The sequence below is a fragment of the Pseudomonas viridiflava genome, assembly GCF_003702045.1.
In the GTDB taxonomy this organism is placed as follows: Bacteria; Pseudomonadota; Gammaproteobacteria; order Pseudomonadales; family Pseudomonadaceae; genus Aquipseudomonas; species Aquipseudomonas viridiflava_C.
The window spans coordinates 56,806-73,087 of the sequence record NZ_RBTP01000076.1 but is presented as its reverse complement, the minus strand read 5'-3'; the positions used below and the strand labels follow the sequence as shown (position 1 = coordinate 73,087).

At 61.8% G+C, this 16,282-nt stretch carries 11 protein-coding genes; 4 read left to right on the top strand and 7 right to left on the bottom strand.

Annotation, left to right across the window (positions count from 1 at the left end):
* Positions 1 to 16: 16 nt before the first annotated feature.
* Genes ALP40_RS23260 through cpaB form a run of 4 tightly spaced genes read right to left on the bottom strand, consistent with a single transcriptional unit; the run spans position 17 to position 4,696 of the window.
* Positions 17 to 1,273 carry a CpaF family protein gene (locus tag ALP40_RS23260; protein ID WP_122210498.1) on the bottom strand — a complete coding sequence of 419 codons (1,257 nt, stop codon included), beginning with the start codon at positions 1,271 to 1,273 and terminating at the stop codon, positions 17 to 19.
* Complete coding sequence (locus ALP40_RS23255) at positions 1,273 to 2,463, bottom strand: pilus assembly protein (protein WP_122210497.1); 1,191 nt, start codon at positions 2,461 to 2,463, stop codon at positions 1,273 to 1,275. Before ALP40_RS23255 ends, ALP40_RS23260 begins: the two co-directional genes overlap by 1 nt.
* Positions 2,460 to 3,710: a type II and III secretion system protein family protein gene (locus tag ALP40_RS23250; RefSeq protein WP_122210496.1), complete on the bottom strand. Its 1,251-nt coding sequence runs from the start codon at positions 3,708 to 3,710 to the stop codon at positions 2,460 to 2,462. The genes ALP40_RS23255 and ALP40_RS23250 overlap by 4 nt, the downstream gene beginning before the upstream one ends.
* A gap of 20 nt (positions 3,711 to 3,730) precedes the next feature.
* Complete coding sequence (gene cpaB / locus ALP40_RS23245; RefSeq protein WP_122210495.1) at positions 3,731 to 4,696, bottom strand: Flp pilus assembly protein CpaB; 966 nt, start codon at positions 4,694 to 4,696, stop codon at positions 3,731 to 3,733.
* A gap of 359 nt (positions 4,697 to 5,055) precedes the next feature.
* On the opposite strand from cpaB, the gene ALP40_RS23240 reads away from it, so the two are divergent.
* Both ALP40_RS23240 and ALP40_RS23235 read left to right on the top strand, forming a co-directional pair.
* Positions 5,056 to 5,244, top strand: coding sequence for a Flp family type IVb pilin (locus tag ALP40_RS23240; RefSeq protein WP_122210494.1), 189 nt, complete (start codon positions 5,056 to 5,058; stop codon positions 5,242 to 5,244).
* 89 nt (positions 5,245 to 5,333) lie between these two features.
* The gene (locus tag ALP40_RS23235; protein WP_122210493.1) at positions 5,334 to 5,741 is read left to right on the top strand and encodes a response regulator; all 408 of its coding nucleotides are present in this window, start codon (positions 5,334 to 5,336) and stop codon (positions 5,739 to 5,741) included.
* Between the two features lie 94 nt (positions 5,742 to 5,835).
* Here ALP40_RS23235 and pbpC read toward each other — a convergent pair whose 3' ends face one another.
* A complete protein-coding gene (gene pbpC / locus ALP40_RS23230; protein ID WP_409077538.1) occupies positions 5,836 to 8,244 on the bottom strand; it encodes a peptidoglycan glycosyltransferase PbpC in 2,409 nt (802 codons plus the stop codon).
* Positions 8,245 to 8,339: 95 nt separating this feature from the next.
* Between pbpC and ALP40_RS23225 the strand changes: the two genes are divergently transcribed.
* Positions 8,340 to 8,633 carry a hypothetical protein gene (locus ALP40_RS23225; protein ID WP_122210492.1) on the top strand — a complete coding sequence of 98 codons (294 nt, stop codon included), beginning with the start codon at positions 8,340 to 8,342 and terminating at the stop codon, positions 8,631 to 8,633.
* Positions 8,634 to 8,686: 53 nt separating this feature from the next.
* Here ALP40_RS23225 and ALP40_RS23220 read toward each other — a convergent pair whose 3' ends face one another.
* On the bottom strand, positions 8,687 to 13,633 hold the full coding sequence (locus ALP40_RS23220; protein ID WP_122210491.1) for an alpha-2-macroglobulin: 4,947 nt from the start codon (positions 13,631 to 13,633) through the stop codon (positions 8,687 to 8,689).
* Between the two features lie 340 nt (positions 13,634 to 13,973).
* On the opposite strand from ALP40_RS23220, the gene ALP40_RS23215 reads away from it, so the two are divergent.
* A complete protein-coding gene (locus tag ALP40_RS23215; protein WP_122210490.1) occupies positions 13,974 to 15,314 on the top strand; it encodes an MATE family efflux transporter in 1,341 nt (446 codons plus the stop codon).
* On the opposite strand, the gene ALP40_RS23210 is transcribed toward ALP40_RS23215, so the two are convergent.
* Entirely contained in the window at positions 15,311 to 16,189 is an 879-nt protein-coding gene (locus ALP40_RS23210) for an alpha/beta hydrolase (protein ID WP_122210489.1), read from the bottom strand. The two genes, ALP40_RS23215 and ALP40_RS23210, sit on opposite strands and share 4 nt — an antisense overlap.
* Between the last annotated feature and the right edge of the window lie 93 nt (positions 16,190 to 16,282).

Sequence of the window (16,282 nt, the reverse complement as noted above, 5' to 3'; positions counted from 1 at the left end):
CATGGCCTCCTTCGTTTCAATAGCCGGGTCGCAGTTTTTCGCCCGCGGCGTGCATGGCCTCGCGCTGAAACCCGATGCCGGTGCGGCGATCGAGACGGAACAGGGTGTTGGTGACGTAGACGTCATCGCGAATGCCGACCACTTCCACCACCTCGCTGACCGCACGGCGTCCGTCTGGCAGGCGGGTCAACTGGATGATCACGTCCAGCGCGGCGCAGATCATCTGCCGGAGGGTCTTTTCCGGAATCTGCCGACCGGTCAGGCCCACCAGGGTTTCCAGCCGCAGCAGCGCATCCTGCGCATTGTTGGCATGCACCGTGCTCATCGAACCATCGTGACCCGTGTTCATGGCCGTGAGTACGTCCAGCACCTCGACGCCTCGAATCTCGCCAAGAATGATGCGGTCCGGGCGCATCCGCAGGGAGTTGCGGATCAGGTCGCTGGCGCGGATTTCACCATGACCTTCGGCGTTAGGCGGGCGGGTTTCCAGGCGCACCACGTGCGGGTGGTTGAGCTGCAGTTCGGCCACGTCTTCGATAGTCACCAGGCGCTGATGCGTGTCGATCAACTGGCTGAGCACGTTAAGCATCGTCGTCTTGCCGGTGCCGGTGCCGCCGCTGACCAGCACGTTGCAGCGCTTGCCCACGGCCTCGGCGAAGAAATCGAAGATCGGCTGGTCGATGGTTTGCATTGCCACCAGGTCAGCGCTCTTGAACATTTCCCGGCGAAATTTCCGGATCGACAGGCACGGCCCGTCCAGGGCGATGGGCGGGATGATGGCATTGACCCGGCTACCGTCGGGCAGGCGGGCATCCACCATCGGTGACGACTCGTCGAGCCTGCGTCCGAGCGGGGCCAGAATGCGCTGCATGACACGCTCGACGTGGTGTGAATCGATGAAGCGCAGGTCGGTGTGATGCAGCACCCCGTCACGCTCGACGAAGACCTTGTTGGGTCCGTTGACCAGAATCTCCGTGACCGAGTCATCACGCAGCAGCACTTCCAGCGGCCCGAAACCGGTCAGCTCGTCGACCAGCTCCTCTGCCAGGCGCTCCATTTCATAGCGTGAGATCGCCAGTCTCAGGCGAGCGACATATTCGGCGACCTTGTCGATGACAAACTGGGCCAGGACCGGGCGTGACCCTTCCAGCAAGTTTTTGCCGCTCTCCTCGATGCCGTCGATGATGTAGCGATGCAACACCAGTTTCAGGCCTTGACCGTCATCGGCACTGTTTTGTGAACGCGACGAAATGCCAAACAGTTTTTCGGGCATTACCTTTTCTCCCACAGACGGGCCAGCCAGCCTTGGTCAGGCTTTTCATAGGCTTCGGAGTTGTGCGCCAGGTGCTCGCCCAGTTTGCGCAGGCCGGAACACAGCGCATCCCGCGACGCCAGGTCGAACAGGGTCACGCCCTGGTTCTTGGCGTTCAGGCGCAACTCCGGGGCGTAGGGCAGCACGGCACGGATGGGCAGGCCGAATGTCTTGCCGATGGTCTCCGAGTTAGGGGCGACCGCGCGCAGGTAGCGGTCCACCAACAGCCCGGCATGCTGCAGCTTCATGCCTTTTTCGCGCCACAGGGTCAGTACGTTGAGGTTGCGTCGACAGCCCATTACGCTTTGGTCCGAGTACCACAGCAATTGGTCGCAATGGCTGACGAGCGTACGCAACGCCTCGCTGTCCGGCTGGCCGACCAGGTTCACGATCACGTGTTGAAAGTGCTGACGCAAGGCGCTGAGCAGCATGTACAGCTCGGCGGCGCTGGATTGCTCCAGATGATCGTCCGCTTCGGTGTAGGCCAGGATGCGCAAGCCACTCTGGTGGGTGGTAAAGGCGCTGTCGATCAGGGTCGAGTCGAGCCTTCGCAGGTGGCGCAGGGCGTCGCCGAAGCTGAATGACGATTCCAGGCCCAGCATGGCCAGGCTGTCGCCGCGTGGCAGACCCAGATCCAGCAACAGGGCGCGTTGTCCGGTTTTTTGCACCACCATCGCCAAGTGCGTGGAAATCAGTGCGCCGTCACCGTCGCTCTGCGCGCCATACAGCATCGACAGGCCGCTCATGTTGGGGTTGGGTGCTACGGCGGGCAGACGTTTGCTCAGGCGACGAACCAGACCCGCCACTTCGCTGGAACGCGAACCATACGCCACAAAATCCCTCGCCCCTGCACGCATGGCGTTGAGTACCAGCTGGTTATCCATGCCGTCGCCCAGTGCGACAATTGCCAGCATTGGCTTGGCTTCCAGGGCGCCTTCGATCAAGGCGCTCTGGTTCATCAGGTGTTCGCGGTCCAGCCCCACGAACACGACGCTGGCGAACGTGACGTCCACCAGCGCCAGCAGGTCATCCAGACTCCCGCTGCCCGCGCTGACCACTTGGCCCAGCGAGCCGAGTGCGCCTTGCAGCCATTCAAGGTCAGTGGTGTTGCGGGTGATCGCCAGAAACGTCTGGCTCAGGCTCTGGCTCATTGGGATAACCCGTCGCGGCGGTCGAAATCGCCGTTTTCAAGGAAATACATGCGCAGAAAGCTTGGGTCATAGTTGCGCAGGCCTTCGCCCGGCAGTGAGGGCAATTGCGCGTTGGCGGCCAGCGGCTGAACGAGGTGCGGTGTGACGATCATCAGCAGTTCGCGTTCTTCGCGCTGTATCTGCGAGCTGCGAAAGAACGCCCCCAGGATCGGGATATCGCCCAGTCCGGGAAACTTATCCACAGACGACACATTGCTGGAGCTGATCAGGCCGCTGACCACGAAACTTTCGCCGTCCGCCAGCGAGATGCTGGTGTCGGTGCGGCGAATGTTCAGGGCCGGAACCGTGGTGCCTGCGATGGTAATCCCGGCGGTAAAATCCAGTTCACTGACCTCAGGGGCGACCTTGAGCAGAATCCGGTCACGGCCGACCACGGTGGGAGTCAGGGTCAGGCGCACGCCGAACTCCTTGTACTCAATGGAGATGCCGTTGCCTTCGCCGTTGGGCACCGGCACCGGGAATTCGCCACCGGCCAGAAAGCTCGCGCTTTGCCCGTTCAAGGCCACCAGGCTCGGCCGCGCCAGGGTATAGGCAAAGCCGCTGTTCTCCATTGCGTTGATCATGCCCAGCACTTTGCTGCTGCCGCCGCCCCAGACAATGTTGAACGTTTCGTTGTTCAGCGCAATATTCGGTCGGGTGGCGCTTACGGAGCCCGGCGTCACGTTCACCCCCGGCACCGTACCGGGGCCGCCGAACAGGAAGTTGTTCGAGCCTTTGCCGAAGATCGAGGTGCTGGCCTCCTTCAGCTTGCGGCGGCTGACTTCGACGAAGCGAATGTCGGTCTGCACCTGGCTTGGCAGTTGGGCATCGGTAGAAGGCAGGGGCTGTGCATCGACCATCGACGCCGTTGCCCGGCCGCGCACGAACACCATGCTTTGGCGCGGCGCCTTGGAACACGCGGTCCAGACCATCAGGCTGGTGGTGCCGGGCGACACCCCGGTCAGCAGAAAGCCGTCATCGCTGCTGACGTGTACATCGGCCACTTTCGGGTCGCCCACGGCGATGCGGGTGATCGCCACGGGCGACTGGACGTTCTGTTGCACACCCTGACTCACTTCCACGACTGCCGGTAACGCTGCCAGCCCGTCACACGGGGCGGACGCAGCCCAGATCGATTGCGTGGACAGTGCAGTCACCATCAACACCAGCAGCGTGCGTTTTGTTACTGGCACAGAACAACAGCTCATCAAAGGCAATCCTTGCTCAATCAGGGAGTTTGTTGCGTGATCGTATTACCGCGTATGACCTCGACGGCATGTTTTGCTTGGGGCGTACCGGCTTGTGCAGGCCCGACCTTGGGGCTCAGGCTCAATTGGCTGAACGTCACCAACTGGCGATTAGCCGAATCCAGCCGTTCAGCCGCCATGCGCGTAGTGCTCTCACTGGCCCAGTAATCCTGCAGATTGCCTTCCGAGGCGCTGCGCACTGCCAGGCGCAGTACGCCGCTCTGGGTGGCGAGCATCAGACGGCCGAGCAATGCCTGTGGTACGGCGACGACCACCGTGCGTGCCGTGACGCGGCGCTCTTCCTGTTTGATGCGCTCATCGGGGCTGACGGACTGAACCGGCTTGCCGTCAAGGTCGTTGCCTAGCAACTCGCCCACACCCAGGACGCGTAGCGCAGGCACCACCACTTGACCTGAGCGATGGAGATTGTCGGCGTCGTTAGGCAAATACAGCAGCACATCCACGTAGTCGCCGGGACTCAACTGGCCGGCGGCGCTGGTCACTTCATCCACTGACAGCGCCAAGGCACGTTCCTGCGGGCGGATCATGCGTGCCAGCGTGCCCCCGGCTTCGAAACTGCTCTCGTTCAGCCAGCTGCCAGCGGTCAGGGTGCGCCAGCTGGTGCGGCCCACGACCTTGTCAATGGTGTCGAAGCTGCCTGCCGGGGCGACCTTGAGGTGCTCGACAGTAAGGTCTTGCGCCGTAATCGACGCGTAGGCTGGAACGTTGCGGGCCAACACCACGACGCTCTGGCGCATGGCGTCTTCGACAGGCACTGGAGGCGGTGAAGGGGCCTGGATCGCCTCGACTGTTTCCTTCTCGACTGACGGAGCGGCCACAGCAGGCGGCGCTTCAGGTTGCCTGCTGACAATGATCCCCAAATACCCGGCGACTACGGCCCCGAGCAGAAACAGCACAGCGAGCACCATGGTAATACGACTGCTCATGGCAACTTTCCCTTTGTCATCGCACAACTACCCGGCCCACTGCGTGAACGCGCAAGAGGGCAAGGATGAACTCATCCGTTTCGTTCTATGAAAGTAGCTCAACGTGTTCAGAACGCCATCAAAGGGCTTGCGAAAGTACCTTGCACCTTTGTCGGATTGCGTCCTCAAGCATGCTCGATAAGTGCGCTGTCATCCGGGCGTAACCGCGATTCAGCCTGTGCTCAGTCGGCTGCTTATTACTTTGCGACTAATGCTTTATTACGATTGTGGGTTTAAGAATTGGGGACAATGCTGTAGATGCAGACGGTTTCACATGTGTTGCGCATGTCGCGCCTTTCCTGGGCGCAAGGAGAAATAAGATGTTCCTTACAGTGCTTTATGTGCAGTGTTACACCCGGATCAGTTCGTTCATCAAGGACAGGGAGGGGGCGTCAGGTATTGAATATGCGCTGCTGGCGGCGATGGTAGCGGTGGCGATTGTCGCGTTTGTGCCTACTATCAGTGGGAAGGTTTCCGCATTGTTTGCTCAGATCCACGATGCGCTGTGATTTAAGCGGTTGTTGTCCGTGAGGCTCTTTTTCACTCGTGGAAATCTGGATATCCTGCTTGCGACGACTCATGTTTAAAGGTGTTCACAATGGCCGTCCAGCCTACCCGCCAGCAGTTGCTTCTGGTTGATGATGAAGAAGACGCCAACGAAGAGTTGGCAGAGCTGCTCGAAGGCGAGGGGTTCTGCTGCTTCACGGCATCGTCGGTCAAGATGGCCCTGCAGCAATTGACCCTTCACCCCGACATCGCATTGGTCATCACGGATCTGCGCATGCCCGAGGAAAGTGGTCTTCAGTTGATCAGACACCTGAGGGAACACACCTCGCGCCAGCACCTGCCGGTGATCGTTACCTCCGGCCATGCTGACATGGACGATGTGAGCGACATGTTGCGGTTGCAGGTGCTGGACCTGTTCCGCAAACCCATCTACCACGTGCGCCTGCTGGAAACCCTCAACAACCTGTTTCCCGAGCCGAAGATCTTTCAGGTTCAGTGAGTCAGTGGCTGACCGTTTTGGCGGACGCAGCGTTTCCTTAACGGTTTACCTGATCGTGTCAGCGTAGAGCGTAGGAACGATCATTAGGGGAGCCTCAATCCACCACGCTGAATTCCACCCGCGCCGTCTGACCGCTTTCGTCGAGCACGCTCAGTTGATAGCGCCCCAGCCGGTTCAGGGTCGGGGCGAAGTCCTGCTGGTTGTCGGTATCTGCTACCTGCGCGCCATCGATGAACCACCATCGTCTGCCACTGCCGCCCAGCGCCGAGAGCTTGAGGCGCAAGGTCTGTAGGCTGCCGGCGGGCAGGCGCAGGTGGTCGCCCTCGCGTACGCCGACGATGCTCAAGGGCGGAGCGAGGTTGAGGTTCTGCGGCGGGCAGTCAGGGTCGGCGGCGGGCAGTCGGGCCTCGCGGCGCTCGGCTTTGGGCAGCCAGGGTTCCAGCGGCGCAGGCCACACGGCGATGTCGTGTGGCTGAGCATCCGGGCAACCGGCCGCGACCCGCAATCCCTTGGCATTGGTCCAGATTCTCTCCTGCAATCCCAGCCCCAACGGTTGATCGGCGGCTTGCAACGTAGGCGGCGTGGTGCCGTCCAGCGTCCATGCAAAGCGTTGGCGACGACAGTTCGGGTCGCTCTTGCTCATTGGCTGGCCCAGCGGCCAACAGATGGCGGCCACCCCCACATTCATCGGCACCGGCTGTACCGGCGCGGCGATGCCACGCTGACTGTCTCGATTGACCAGCACATCGTGTACCTGGAGCATCAGAGGCGCTGCCGAGGCCAGTCCGAATTGTCCAGGCACCGGTGTGCCGTCCGGCCTGCCGATCCAGACACCCACCAGAAAGCGCGGCCCGACGCCAATGGCCCAGGCATCCCGAAAACCATAACTGGTGCCCGTCTTCCAGGCCAACTGTGGACGCTGAACCAACTCGGCACGCGGGTCGATGTCCGGCCGTGACTGACCGCTGAGAATCCGCCGAACAATCCACGCCGCCCCCGGCGACATCATGCGCCGCTCGCGCAGGCGGTCCTGTGGTTGCAAGCGCAGATCGGCACTGCGTCCGCCGCGAGCGAACGCGCTGTACCCGGCCACCAGTTCTTCCAGCCGGCTGCCCGCGCCTCCCAGAATCAGTGCCAGATTCGGTTCGGCCAAGGGCGGCAGGGTCAGCGGGACACCGCCATTGCGCAGTTCGGCGGCAAAACGTTTCGGTCCGTACACTTCCAGCAACTGCACCGCCGGCAGGTTGAGCGACATCGACAACGCGGAACTGGCCGCTATCGGGCCGCCGAAACCGGTCGAAAAGTTGCCCGGGCGATAATCGCCATACCGACGTGGCACATCCTGCAGCAGCGATTCGGAGTGAATGAGCCCGGCGTCCATCGCCATGCCATACAAGAACGGCTTCAGCGTCGAGCCCGGCGAACGCAGTGCGGTGATCATGTCCACATGGCCGAAGCGCTTGGCATCATTGATGTCGACCGACCCTACATAGGCGCGCACCGCCATTGTCTCGGCCTCGACCACTAGAATGGCCGCTGACGTTCGTTCCGGCAGACGTGCGCGCCATCCCAGCAGCAGGTCTTCCATCCGCCGTTGCAGACTGGCATCCAGCGTGGTGCGGATCAGTGGCGGGCTGTTCGGACGATTCAGGCGACGGGCCAGCAGCGGGGCAAGGCTCGGTTCCTGACGCGGCGCCAACCACAGCGGTTCTTCAAGCGCCTCGTCCACGCTGCTTTGCGGCCACACCTGAAACTCGGCCAGACGCCTGAGCACCTTGTCCCGCGCCACTTGGGCCCGTTGTGGATGACGATCCGGGCGTAGACGGCTTGGTGCCTGCGGCAACACCGCCAACAGCGCCGCTTCGGCACGGGTCAGGTTGTGTGGCGACTTGCCCAGATACGCCCAACTGGCGGCGGCCACCCCTTGCAACGTGCCGCCGAACGGGGCGCGATTGAGGTAGATGCCGAGGATCTGGTCCTTGGACAGGTGCCATTCCAGCTGTGCCGTGCGCCACAATTGGCGCAATTTGCCGAGCATCGTGCGTGAGTGTGGGTCGAGCAAGCGTGCAACCTGCATCGACAGCGTGCTGCCGCCCGACACCACCCGCGCACCGCTGACGTTCTGCCAAGTGGCGCGCACCAGCGCCAGCGGGTTCACGCCGGGGTGGCTGTAGAACCAGCGATCCTCATAGGTCAGCAGCGCTTCAAGGTAGTACGGCGACACCTGCTCGTTGCTGACCGGGTAGCGCCACACGCCGTTGGCATCGGCAAAGCGCCACAACGGCGTGCCGTCCTCGGCCAGCACCACGCGGGCCAGATCGTCCTTGGGCAGTGGCAGGGGCCAGATGCGGTCGGCCAGCCAAAGCAGGGCGATCAGCAGCAACACCACGCAAATGGCTGCGCGCAGGCATCTGTACAGGCGTGAATGTCGCAACGAGCCCGGCGCAGGTGTTCCGGGCTGGCTCAGGTTGTGCATCCATCGCACAAGAAATTCAGGTTTCAATGCAAAGAGCCTTTATCATCCACGGAACCTGACACGCCTGGCGACAGCCAAAGCGCACAGATCATTTTATTCATGGCCCCAATCAGGATGGACATATGCAGGTAGAAGGCTTTTTTGAATGGCTCGGGCAGGCAATCGGCGCGGTGATCCGCTTCTTCGTCGATGGCCTGGCGTGGCTGTTCAATGGATTCACCCACGCGGGCGGCAACTTCGTCGACGGATTGTCCCGCACATTGGGCATGGACACCTCGCTGATCAGCATTGTGGCACTGGTCATCGGGCTGATGCTGCTGTATTCCGCCGTTCGGGCTTTCATGCGAGCGTCGATTGTCTTGGGGATCATCTGGCTGGCACTGGGCCTGTGGCTGCTGAGCTGGATCATTCACTGATTCAACCCGTCACCCTGCAACGTGCCCCTGCGCAAGCGGGCACGTAAGGCAGATCACTTGCCCTTCACGACCATCTGCGCAGGCGCATCACCCAAGGCCTGCCAGTTAGGACGATACATCGACTCAACCTGCGGCGGCGGCACACGGTAAGTGCCTGGCGTCACGGCGCGGGCCAGGTACAACAGGTGCACACTGGTGCCACCGTTGATATCCAGCGCGGCCACGTAACGATCGCCCCGATATTCCTGATGCTTGATGCCGGCGTTTTCCATCGACTCGCGAATGGTTTTCACCTCTTCGCTGGCGTCTGCCAGACTGGCCGAGCTTTGTGCCAGGTTCTGGTTTTCCAGCTCAAGCCCTGCAGGTAGCAGGTCCACCACCAGCGCATCCGGTACGCGCTGACGCGCATTGACTTCAAGATGCACCAGCACCAGTTGCCCGGTTTTCAACGCGCCGACGTTCAGCGGCGCGCCGCTCAAGCTCAGGTACTCGCGGCGAATGCTGAGGTTCTCGCCACCGGCAACCGGTGCCTGAGTCGGGTAACCCGATACAGTCAGTTGCTGGTACAGCGGATCGCTGCCTTCGTTGTGGACCGAGAGTGGCGACGTCAGCAGCGGGCCGTCGAGTTTCAGGGCGGGCTGTTTGTTGCTCAGGTCGCGTGTTTCAGTGCCGCTGGTGAGTTTCGCCGCCCAGTCCTTGTCCGGCTTGTTCAGCAGGTTGCGACCGGCCAGGAACAGCGAGTTGCTTTCCTGAGTGGACAGGTAGCGATTGGCAGCCACTTCATCGGCCAAGGCAAAGAGGCGGTCATCGCGCTTGTCCTTGGCCATGTCGTTTTCTTCCAGCAGCGCCAGAATCAGTGCCTGGTCACGCAACGAGCTGCCATAGTCGGCCAGCCATTCGTTCTTGCGAGTGATCGCCAGACCCGCCGTCAGGGCCAGGTCGGCACGTGGCTTGTCGCCCATTTTTTCCAGGGCGACGGCCAGTTGCACCAGCGGCAGGCCGGAGCGTGCGTCGCTGCGGCGGTCGAACAGGCTGCGCAGGGCCGCCAGCGGCGCCTGCTGACTGCGCGACAGCACCAGACCGGCATAGGCCTGAACGGCAAAGCGGGTGTGCTCGGCGTTCTGGCTGTAGTTGACCTGAATCTGACCGGCATCCTGCAAGTAACGCAGCAGGCGTTCGTTGGCTTTCTTCAGCGAGTCCGGCGCAACGGCATAGCCCTGATCACGTGCCCGCAGCAGGAAATCGGTGACGTAAGCGGTCAGCCAGTATTCTTCTTCGCTGTCCGAACCCCACAGCCCGAAGCTGCCGTTGTAACGCTGCATGCTCAGCAGGCGCTCGATACCGATTTCGACCTTGCGCTTGCGTTCGGCGTCCGGCTCGCCGGTCAGGCCCAAGCGCTTCAACGTAGCGGCATCGGCATACAACGACGGGTACAGGCCGCTCGCGGTCTGCTCCAAACAACCGTAAGGGTAGGCTTTGAGGGCCCGAATCTGCTCGCCCAGGTTCAGCGGCGGACGACTAGACAACGACAGCATGGCTTCGCGGCCGGCAGGCTCGAAGGCTTCCAGCGCTCCCTCGGGCAGGCTCCACGGCTGATCGTTCAGGGTTGTGCGGTAATGCTTGAGCAGGGCCGGGTAGGCCGGACGCACGCCGACGGTCCACTCCCGCGAGAAGGCAGGCAGGTTTTCGCCCGGCAGGTTCAGGCCTTCCACCAACACCTTGATCTTGCCTTGACCCAGACCGCCTTGCGCCAGCACCGGTATTTTCAGGGTGGCGCGTTGGCCTTGCTTGAGTTGCAGCGTCTTGAGCTGATCGCCACCCGGAATGCTCAACTGGTCCTCGGCACTGATTTTCACGTCAAGCTTTTGAGCGGTGCCCGACAGGTTCGAGACGTCCAGCGCGACCGTGGTCTGGTCGCCACCGGCCAGGAAGCGCGGTGTCGACAGTTCGGCAATGATCGGCGCGGCGACCACGGTCTTCGCTTCGGCCATGCCATAGCGATCTTCAGTCCAGGCCTGCGCCATGACGCGCAATTCGCCGTTGAAGTCTGGAATGTCCACGCTGACTTCGCCTTCACCGGCGTCGTTCAGCGTCACGGGCGCACTTTGCAGGGCAACGATAGTGACGCTGGTGTCAGGGCGTTTGCCGCCCTTGGCCAAGGCGTCACCACCAAAGGCTAGGCTGGCCAGACGACCCTGACCGGCTTCGATCAACTGACCATAGACATCCAGTTGGTCGGCACCGTATTCCTTGCGACCGAACAGGCTGGCGAACGGATCAGGCGTGGCGTAACGGGTGATGTTCAGAATGCCCACGTCCACAGCCGAAACCAGCACATGCACCTGTTTGGGCACGCTGCCATCGGCGTTTTTCGCAGCGACCGTGAGTTTCAGCGGTTGCTTGGGACGCATCTTCTCTGGCGCAGTGACGGTCAGCGCCAGCTTGCGCTGCGAACGGTCCAGCGGCAGGTGCAGAACGCCGACGGCGCGCTTGGGCGTGACATTGGCTTTGCGCTCACCGGGACGGACCACCAGTGCGGTGACGTACAGGTCATGACGTGCCCACTGCTTGTCCAGCGGGATGTCGAACGACTTGCCTTCGACCGGCACGTCTATTTCCTTCCACCACAGCGGGCCTTCGCTCGACTCGATCAGCAGATAACCCTTACCTGCGGCAGGCGGCGTCACTGTGATTTTGGCGGTGTCGCCATCGTTGTAGGCTGGCTTGTCCAGTGCGAGCTTGACCTGGTCCGGCCGGACTGCGCCGCCATCGGTGTTGTCCTGCCAGCGATAACCGGCCCAGAAACGCATGCTGCTGACCATGCCGGTGGACGGATCTTCCACCTCGACGCGGTAAGGGCCCCACTCGACAGGAAAGCTGATCTTGACCGTTGAGTCTTTCTTGAGGCTGACGGTTTCTTCGTTCAGGTTGAGGAATTTCTCGTTGAAGTGGTAGCTCCAGCCATCATCGGCCGAGTAGTTCCAGTAGTAATCGCGGCGCTCGCGAATCAAGCGCACCTTGACGTTGTCGGCCGCCAGTTTGTTGCCTGCGGCGTCTGCCATGACGATTTCGAATTCGGCCGGGCCGTCGCCATCGGTCTGGGCTTGGCCTTGACTGGCTTCTTCGCCGTACTCATCGTCGCCAGAGCTGCTGCCGAACAGCGCACGCACACCGGGCAACTGCTCTGCAGGCCAGATCGGTTGCACCAGCCGACGCGTGATCGGGCGACCGCCGGACTCTTGCAAACTGGCTTGCAGGATCAGTTGCAGCGGGGATTTGGCGTCGGCCCACTTGGTTTCAACGTCGAGCGTGGTATGACCGTTGGGGTCGAGAGTGACCGGCTCCAGATCGACGTCGTGCTTGAGGTCTTCTTCGGTGATCGAGCCGAACTGATAGCCCGGCAGCTTGGGCACCGCTTCACGAAGAGGGCGCACGTACACTTGGCCGGTCAGGGTATTACCCGACGCTGGCGCACCATAGAGGTAGCGGCCGGTAATGTCGAACTGTGGGTTATCGGCAGGTGCTACGGGGACGTCGCTGCCCTTGAGCTCCAGTGCCAGGCGCTCCGGCAGGAAATCCTCGACCTTGAATTCGTAAAGCTGCGGCTTGCCGTCACCCAGGTCGAACACCAGTTGCCAGCGCCCGGTCGGGGCTTCGTCGGCAAGCTGCAGTTGATATTGGTAGAAGCCGTCTTTGTCGGCTTCCCAGACGAACTTGCGGCTGACCTGATCGTCAGGGCGGCGCACTTCCACGGTGATCGGCTGCGGCTTGACGTTCTTGCCGTCGTTATCGCGCAGCAGGCCGTTGAGCAACACGGTTTCGCCGGGACGATAAAGGTCGCGCGGGCCGAAGATGAAGAACTGTAGCGGGTGCGCCTGAGGGCCTGATATGTCGAACTCGGCCAGGTCCAGCGCTGAGCTGTTCAGGCGCAGCATGCTGGTCTGTTCGTCCTTGTGCGCCAGTACGACCGCCGCCTTGGCAGGCAAGGGCAGTTGCGTGTGGCCGTCGCCTTCGGTCTTGCCTTGGGCAACCACCTTGCCGTTGTCATCGTAGACATCAATGTTGACGCCGCTGATGGCCTTGCCTCCCTCCAGCGCCTGGGTGAATACGTCCAGACGATTGCTGTAACGGTGGACCGACAGGCCGATATCGCTGAGGGTAAACAGGGTCGCAGGCTGTGAATAGCTGTAAGTGCCCGAGGCGCGCATGACGGCCAGATAAACGCCTGGCTGTTGCAGGGCCTTGATCCCTGCAATCGGCAGCAGCAGGGTTTCGCGGGTGTTGCGGGCAGGCTTGAGGTCGAAGCGGCCGCCGTACACCAGATCAGCCATCGGCAGCAGTTCTTCGGAGCTGTAGCTGGACAGGCTGGATGCGCCATCCCACTGCGCGAGGAAATTGGGCATCGAGTCCGCTTTGACGCGGAAGAACTCGACGTCGACCTTATCGACGTTCAGCGCAATCACCGGCAAGCCTTCGGCGAGTCGGGTCGGCAACAGGCTGCCACGGCTGGCAAAGCCTACCGAGGGTTGCAGGTCACGGGTTTCCAGACGACTGATGAACTCGGCAGCCAGTTTGGCTTTGTTGACGGCCAGCAATCCGGCATCGACGGTCAGCACCAGCTTGCGTTGCGGCTCCAAATGGCGCAGACGCAGCTCCATCAGGTTGTCGGACAGCTCCCATGCGCCATCGATTTTGCCGTTCTTGCTGTCCACCAGATGCAGTTTTTCGCCAAACTTTTGCTCCGGGTCCAGGGGCACGGAGAAGCTCACCGACAAGGTACTGGCTCCCTCGACCTGGATTTCCGACACATCGATGACCGTCAGCTCGCGGCCTGCGTAGCGCTTGCTCAGCGCGGCCAGGTCTACCTCAGGCTTGGGCTTCGTCTCGGCCGCTGCCTGGGTGGCAGGTGCTGTCGTGGACGCAGGTTTTTCAGACGTGGAGGAATCGCAGGCGCTCAGCAGCGCAAGCGCGCAAGCCAAAAACAGTCCTTTGTTGAACATTTGGGCACTCATCGACGGCAATTGAGAGGGGGCTGTAACAGGCGCGACTATATAACAATCAAGGTTACATTTATTACAAAGCGCGCAAATAGACGTTCGGATTGAGACAGTGTTCGCAGGTGGCTGGCACGCCAGATGATCGTGCCCACGCTCCGCGTGGATATGCATCGCAGGCAGGTCTTGCGGGTGCGTACTCCGGACGCGGAGCGTCCTGAGCGGCATTCCCACGCGGGGCGTGAGGAACGATCAGTGTGGGGGCTGATGGGTAAAGGTCGCGCAAATCTTCAGTCGGCAAACCCGCGCAGCGCTGGCTACAATGCGCGCCTTGTCAGGAGGCCTCATGTCCCGTTTGTTCAGCGATTGGCGCCATCGCCCCACCCATCGTCGTGTCTGGGCGCTGGCCGCGCCGATGATCCTGTCGAATATATCGGTGCCTCTGGTGGCGCTGGTCGACAGCGCAGTCATTGGCCATCTGCCGCATGCGCATCAGTTGGGTGCTGTGGCGGTGGGCGCGACGCTTTACACTTTTCTGGCCTGGGCGATGGGTTTTCTGCGCATGGGCACCACAGGGTTTGCCGCGCAGGCGGCGGGGCGCTCGGATGGCGCTGCGCTGCGCCAGATTCTGTTGCAAGGCCTGTTGCTGGCTGTTGGTCTGGCCTCGATGCTGGGCGTGATCGCAGTGCCGTTCAGCCAATTGGCGCTGAGCCTGATGCAACCCTCTGCTGATCTGCAACAGATGACTCTGGACTTCTTCCACATCCGACTGTTCGGCCTGCCTGCGGCGCTTGCGAGTTATGCGCTGGTGGGCTGGTTTCTCGGTACGCAAAACGCTCGAGCGCCTCTGGCGATCCTGCTGACCACCAACCTGGTCAACATCGCGCTCAACCTCTGGTTCGTGATTGGTCTGGACTGGGGCGTGGTCGGTTCGGCGCGGGCTTCGGTGCTGGCGGAATGGACCGGTGTCGTGCTCGGCCTGATTCTGGCGCGCAAGGTGCTGCGCGCCTGGCCCGGTCAGATCGTCTGGGCGGCGCTGAAGCTGTGGAGCAACTGGCGGCCGTTGCTGGCGGTCAACCGGGATATCTTCCTGCGCACCCTGGCGCTTCAATCGGTGATGTTTCTGATCACCGTCCAGGGCGCGCGGCTGGGCGACGCGACGGTCGCTGCCAATGCCCTGCTGCTCAACGGTCTGCTGCTGACTTCTCATGCGCTGGACGGACTGGCGCACGCAGTGGAAGCCTTGTGCGGCCACGCCATCGGCGCTCGAGACCGAAATACGCTGCGTCGATCACTGGTCGTGGCCGGTGGCTGGTCGTTGATTGCCAGCGTCGGGTTTGCGGTGTTGTTCCTGGCGGGCGGGCAATGGTTCATCCGATTGCAGACCGACATTCCCGAGGTACGCGAAACAGCGATGATTTACCTGCCCTATCTGGCGCTGATGCCGCTGCTGGCGGTCTGGAGCTATCTGCTCGATGGGCTCTTCATCGGTGCAACCCGAGCCCGGGAGATGCGCAACGCGATGCTGGTCAGCGCAGCGGCCATCGCGCCGGTCGCCTACCTTGCGTCCAGTCATGGCAATCACGCGCTATGGCTGACCTTTCTGGCTTTCACCCTGTTGCGCGGCATCAGCCTGGGGGCCGTTGCCTTGCGCCTGACACGCAAGGATGGCTGGTTCGCTCATTAACGCTTGACCGACACCGGATCCGGGCTGTTCACGAACATCACCACCTCGTCGATGACGGGGGCCAGGCTGCGCAATGGCTTGGCAAATGCGCCGACCAGCGTGCCGTGATTGGTGCGCGAAAAATACAGCTCGCGCACCGGCAGGCCTGCTTCCCGAAGCCTGGATGCCAAGCCGCCGGTGTTGCGTTTCGGGTTTACCTCACTGTCCTTGCTGGATGCCATCAGCAGGGTTGGAGGCGCGCCTTCGTTGATGTGGTTGATCGGTTGCGAGTCGCGTGGCGTATTGGGGTACAGGAATACTTGCTGGACCTCAGGGTCTTTTATGGGCAGGAAATCATAAGGCCCGGCCAGGCCGATCCAGCCACGGAGGGTGTTGTTGGACATACCTTCCTTCGCCAGCCAGCGTGGGTCGAGCGCCAGCATCGCGGCGTTGTAGGCCCCTGCGCTGTGGCCCATCACGTAAAGCCGATCAGGATCGCCGCCGTAGGTCTTGATGTGCGCCCGGGTCCAGGCCACCGCCTTGGCCGAGTCCTTGAGAAATTCCGGGTAACGGACTTGCGGATACAGTCTGTAATCAGCGACGACCGTGACGATGCCACGCTCAGCCAGTGCCCGGCCGACAAAGGCATAGTTGGCTCTTTCACCCTGGTTCCAGCTGCCACCGTAGAAAAACACCACCACCGGTGCCTTCTCAGGACGTGATTTGGGCGTGTAGATATCCAGCCGGTTGCGCGGTTCAGGGCCGTAGACCACGTTGGGAGTTTCATGAACGCCGCTGGCCGGGGTCAGTGTGTTCAGGACTTTAAAGACGGAACAGCCTGACAAGATCGTCAGCAAGGCACCGGTCATCAGCGTACGGAAAATCGCTCGGGTCATGGGGGATCTCGGTAAGGGGCTGCGGTTGGATCAGGCAGCCTAAGCTCGGACTGCGATAACGCTGCATAGTTACACCCTCACGTTACGTTGGGA

What these genes read in the sequence shown, in the direction of transcription:
- cpaB (WP_122210495.1), bottom strand. Translation starts at nt 4,696, where the DNA reads ATGAGCAGTCGTATTACCATGGTGCTCGCTGTGCTGTTTCTGCTCGGG.
- ALP40_RS23210 (WP_122210489.1), bottom strand. Translation starts at nt 16,189, where the DNA reads ATGACCCGAGCGATTTTCCGTACGCTGATGACCGGTGCCTTGCTGACG.
- ALP40_RS23240 (WP_122210494.1), top strand. Translation starts at nt 5,056, where the DNA reads ATGTTCCTTACAGTGCTTTATGTGCAGTGTTACACCCGGATCAGTTCG.
- ALP40_RS23220 (WP_122210491.1), bottom strand. Translation starts at nt 13,633, where the DNA reads ATGTTCAACAAAGGACTGTTTTTGGCTTGCGCGCTTGCGCTGCTGAGC.
- ALP40_RS23225 (WP_122210492.1), top strand. Translation starts at nt 8,340, where the DNA reads ATGCAGGTAGAAGGCTTTTTTGAATGGCTCGGGCAGGCAATCGGCGCG.
- ALP40_RS23260 (WP_122210498.1), bottom strand. Translation starts at nt 1,273, where the DNA reads ATGCCCGAAAAACTGTTTGGCATTTCGTCGCGTTCACAAAACAGTGCC.
- ALP40_RS23215 (WP_122210490.1), top strand. Translation starts at nt 13,974, where the DNA reads ATGTCCCGTTTGTTCAGCGATTGGCGCCATCGCCCCACCCATCGTCGT.
- ALP40_RS23250 (WP_122210496.1), bottom strand. Translation starts at nt 3,710, where the DNA reads ATGAGCTGTTGTTCTGTGCCAGTAACAAAACGCACGCTGCTGGTGTTG.
- ALP40_RS23235 (WP_122210493.1), top strand. Translation starts at nt 5,334, where the DNA reads ATGGCCGTCCAGCCTACCCGCCAGCAGTTGCTTCTGGTTGATGATGAA.
- ALP40_RS23255 (WP_122210497.1), bottom strand. Translation starts at nt 2,463, where the DNA reads ATGAGCCAGAGCCTGAGCCAGACGTTTCTGGCGATCACCCGCAACACC.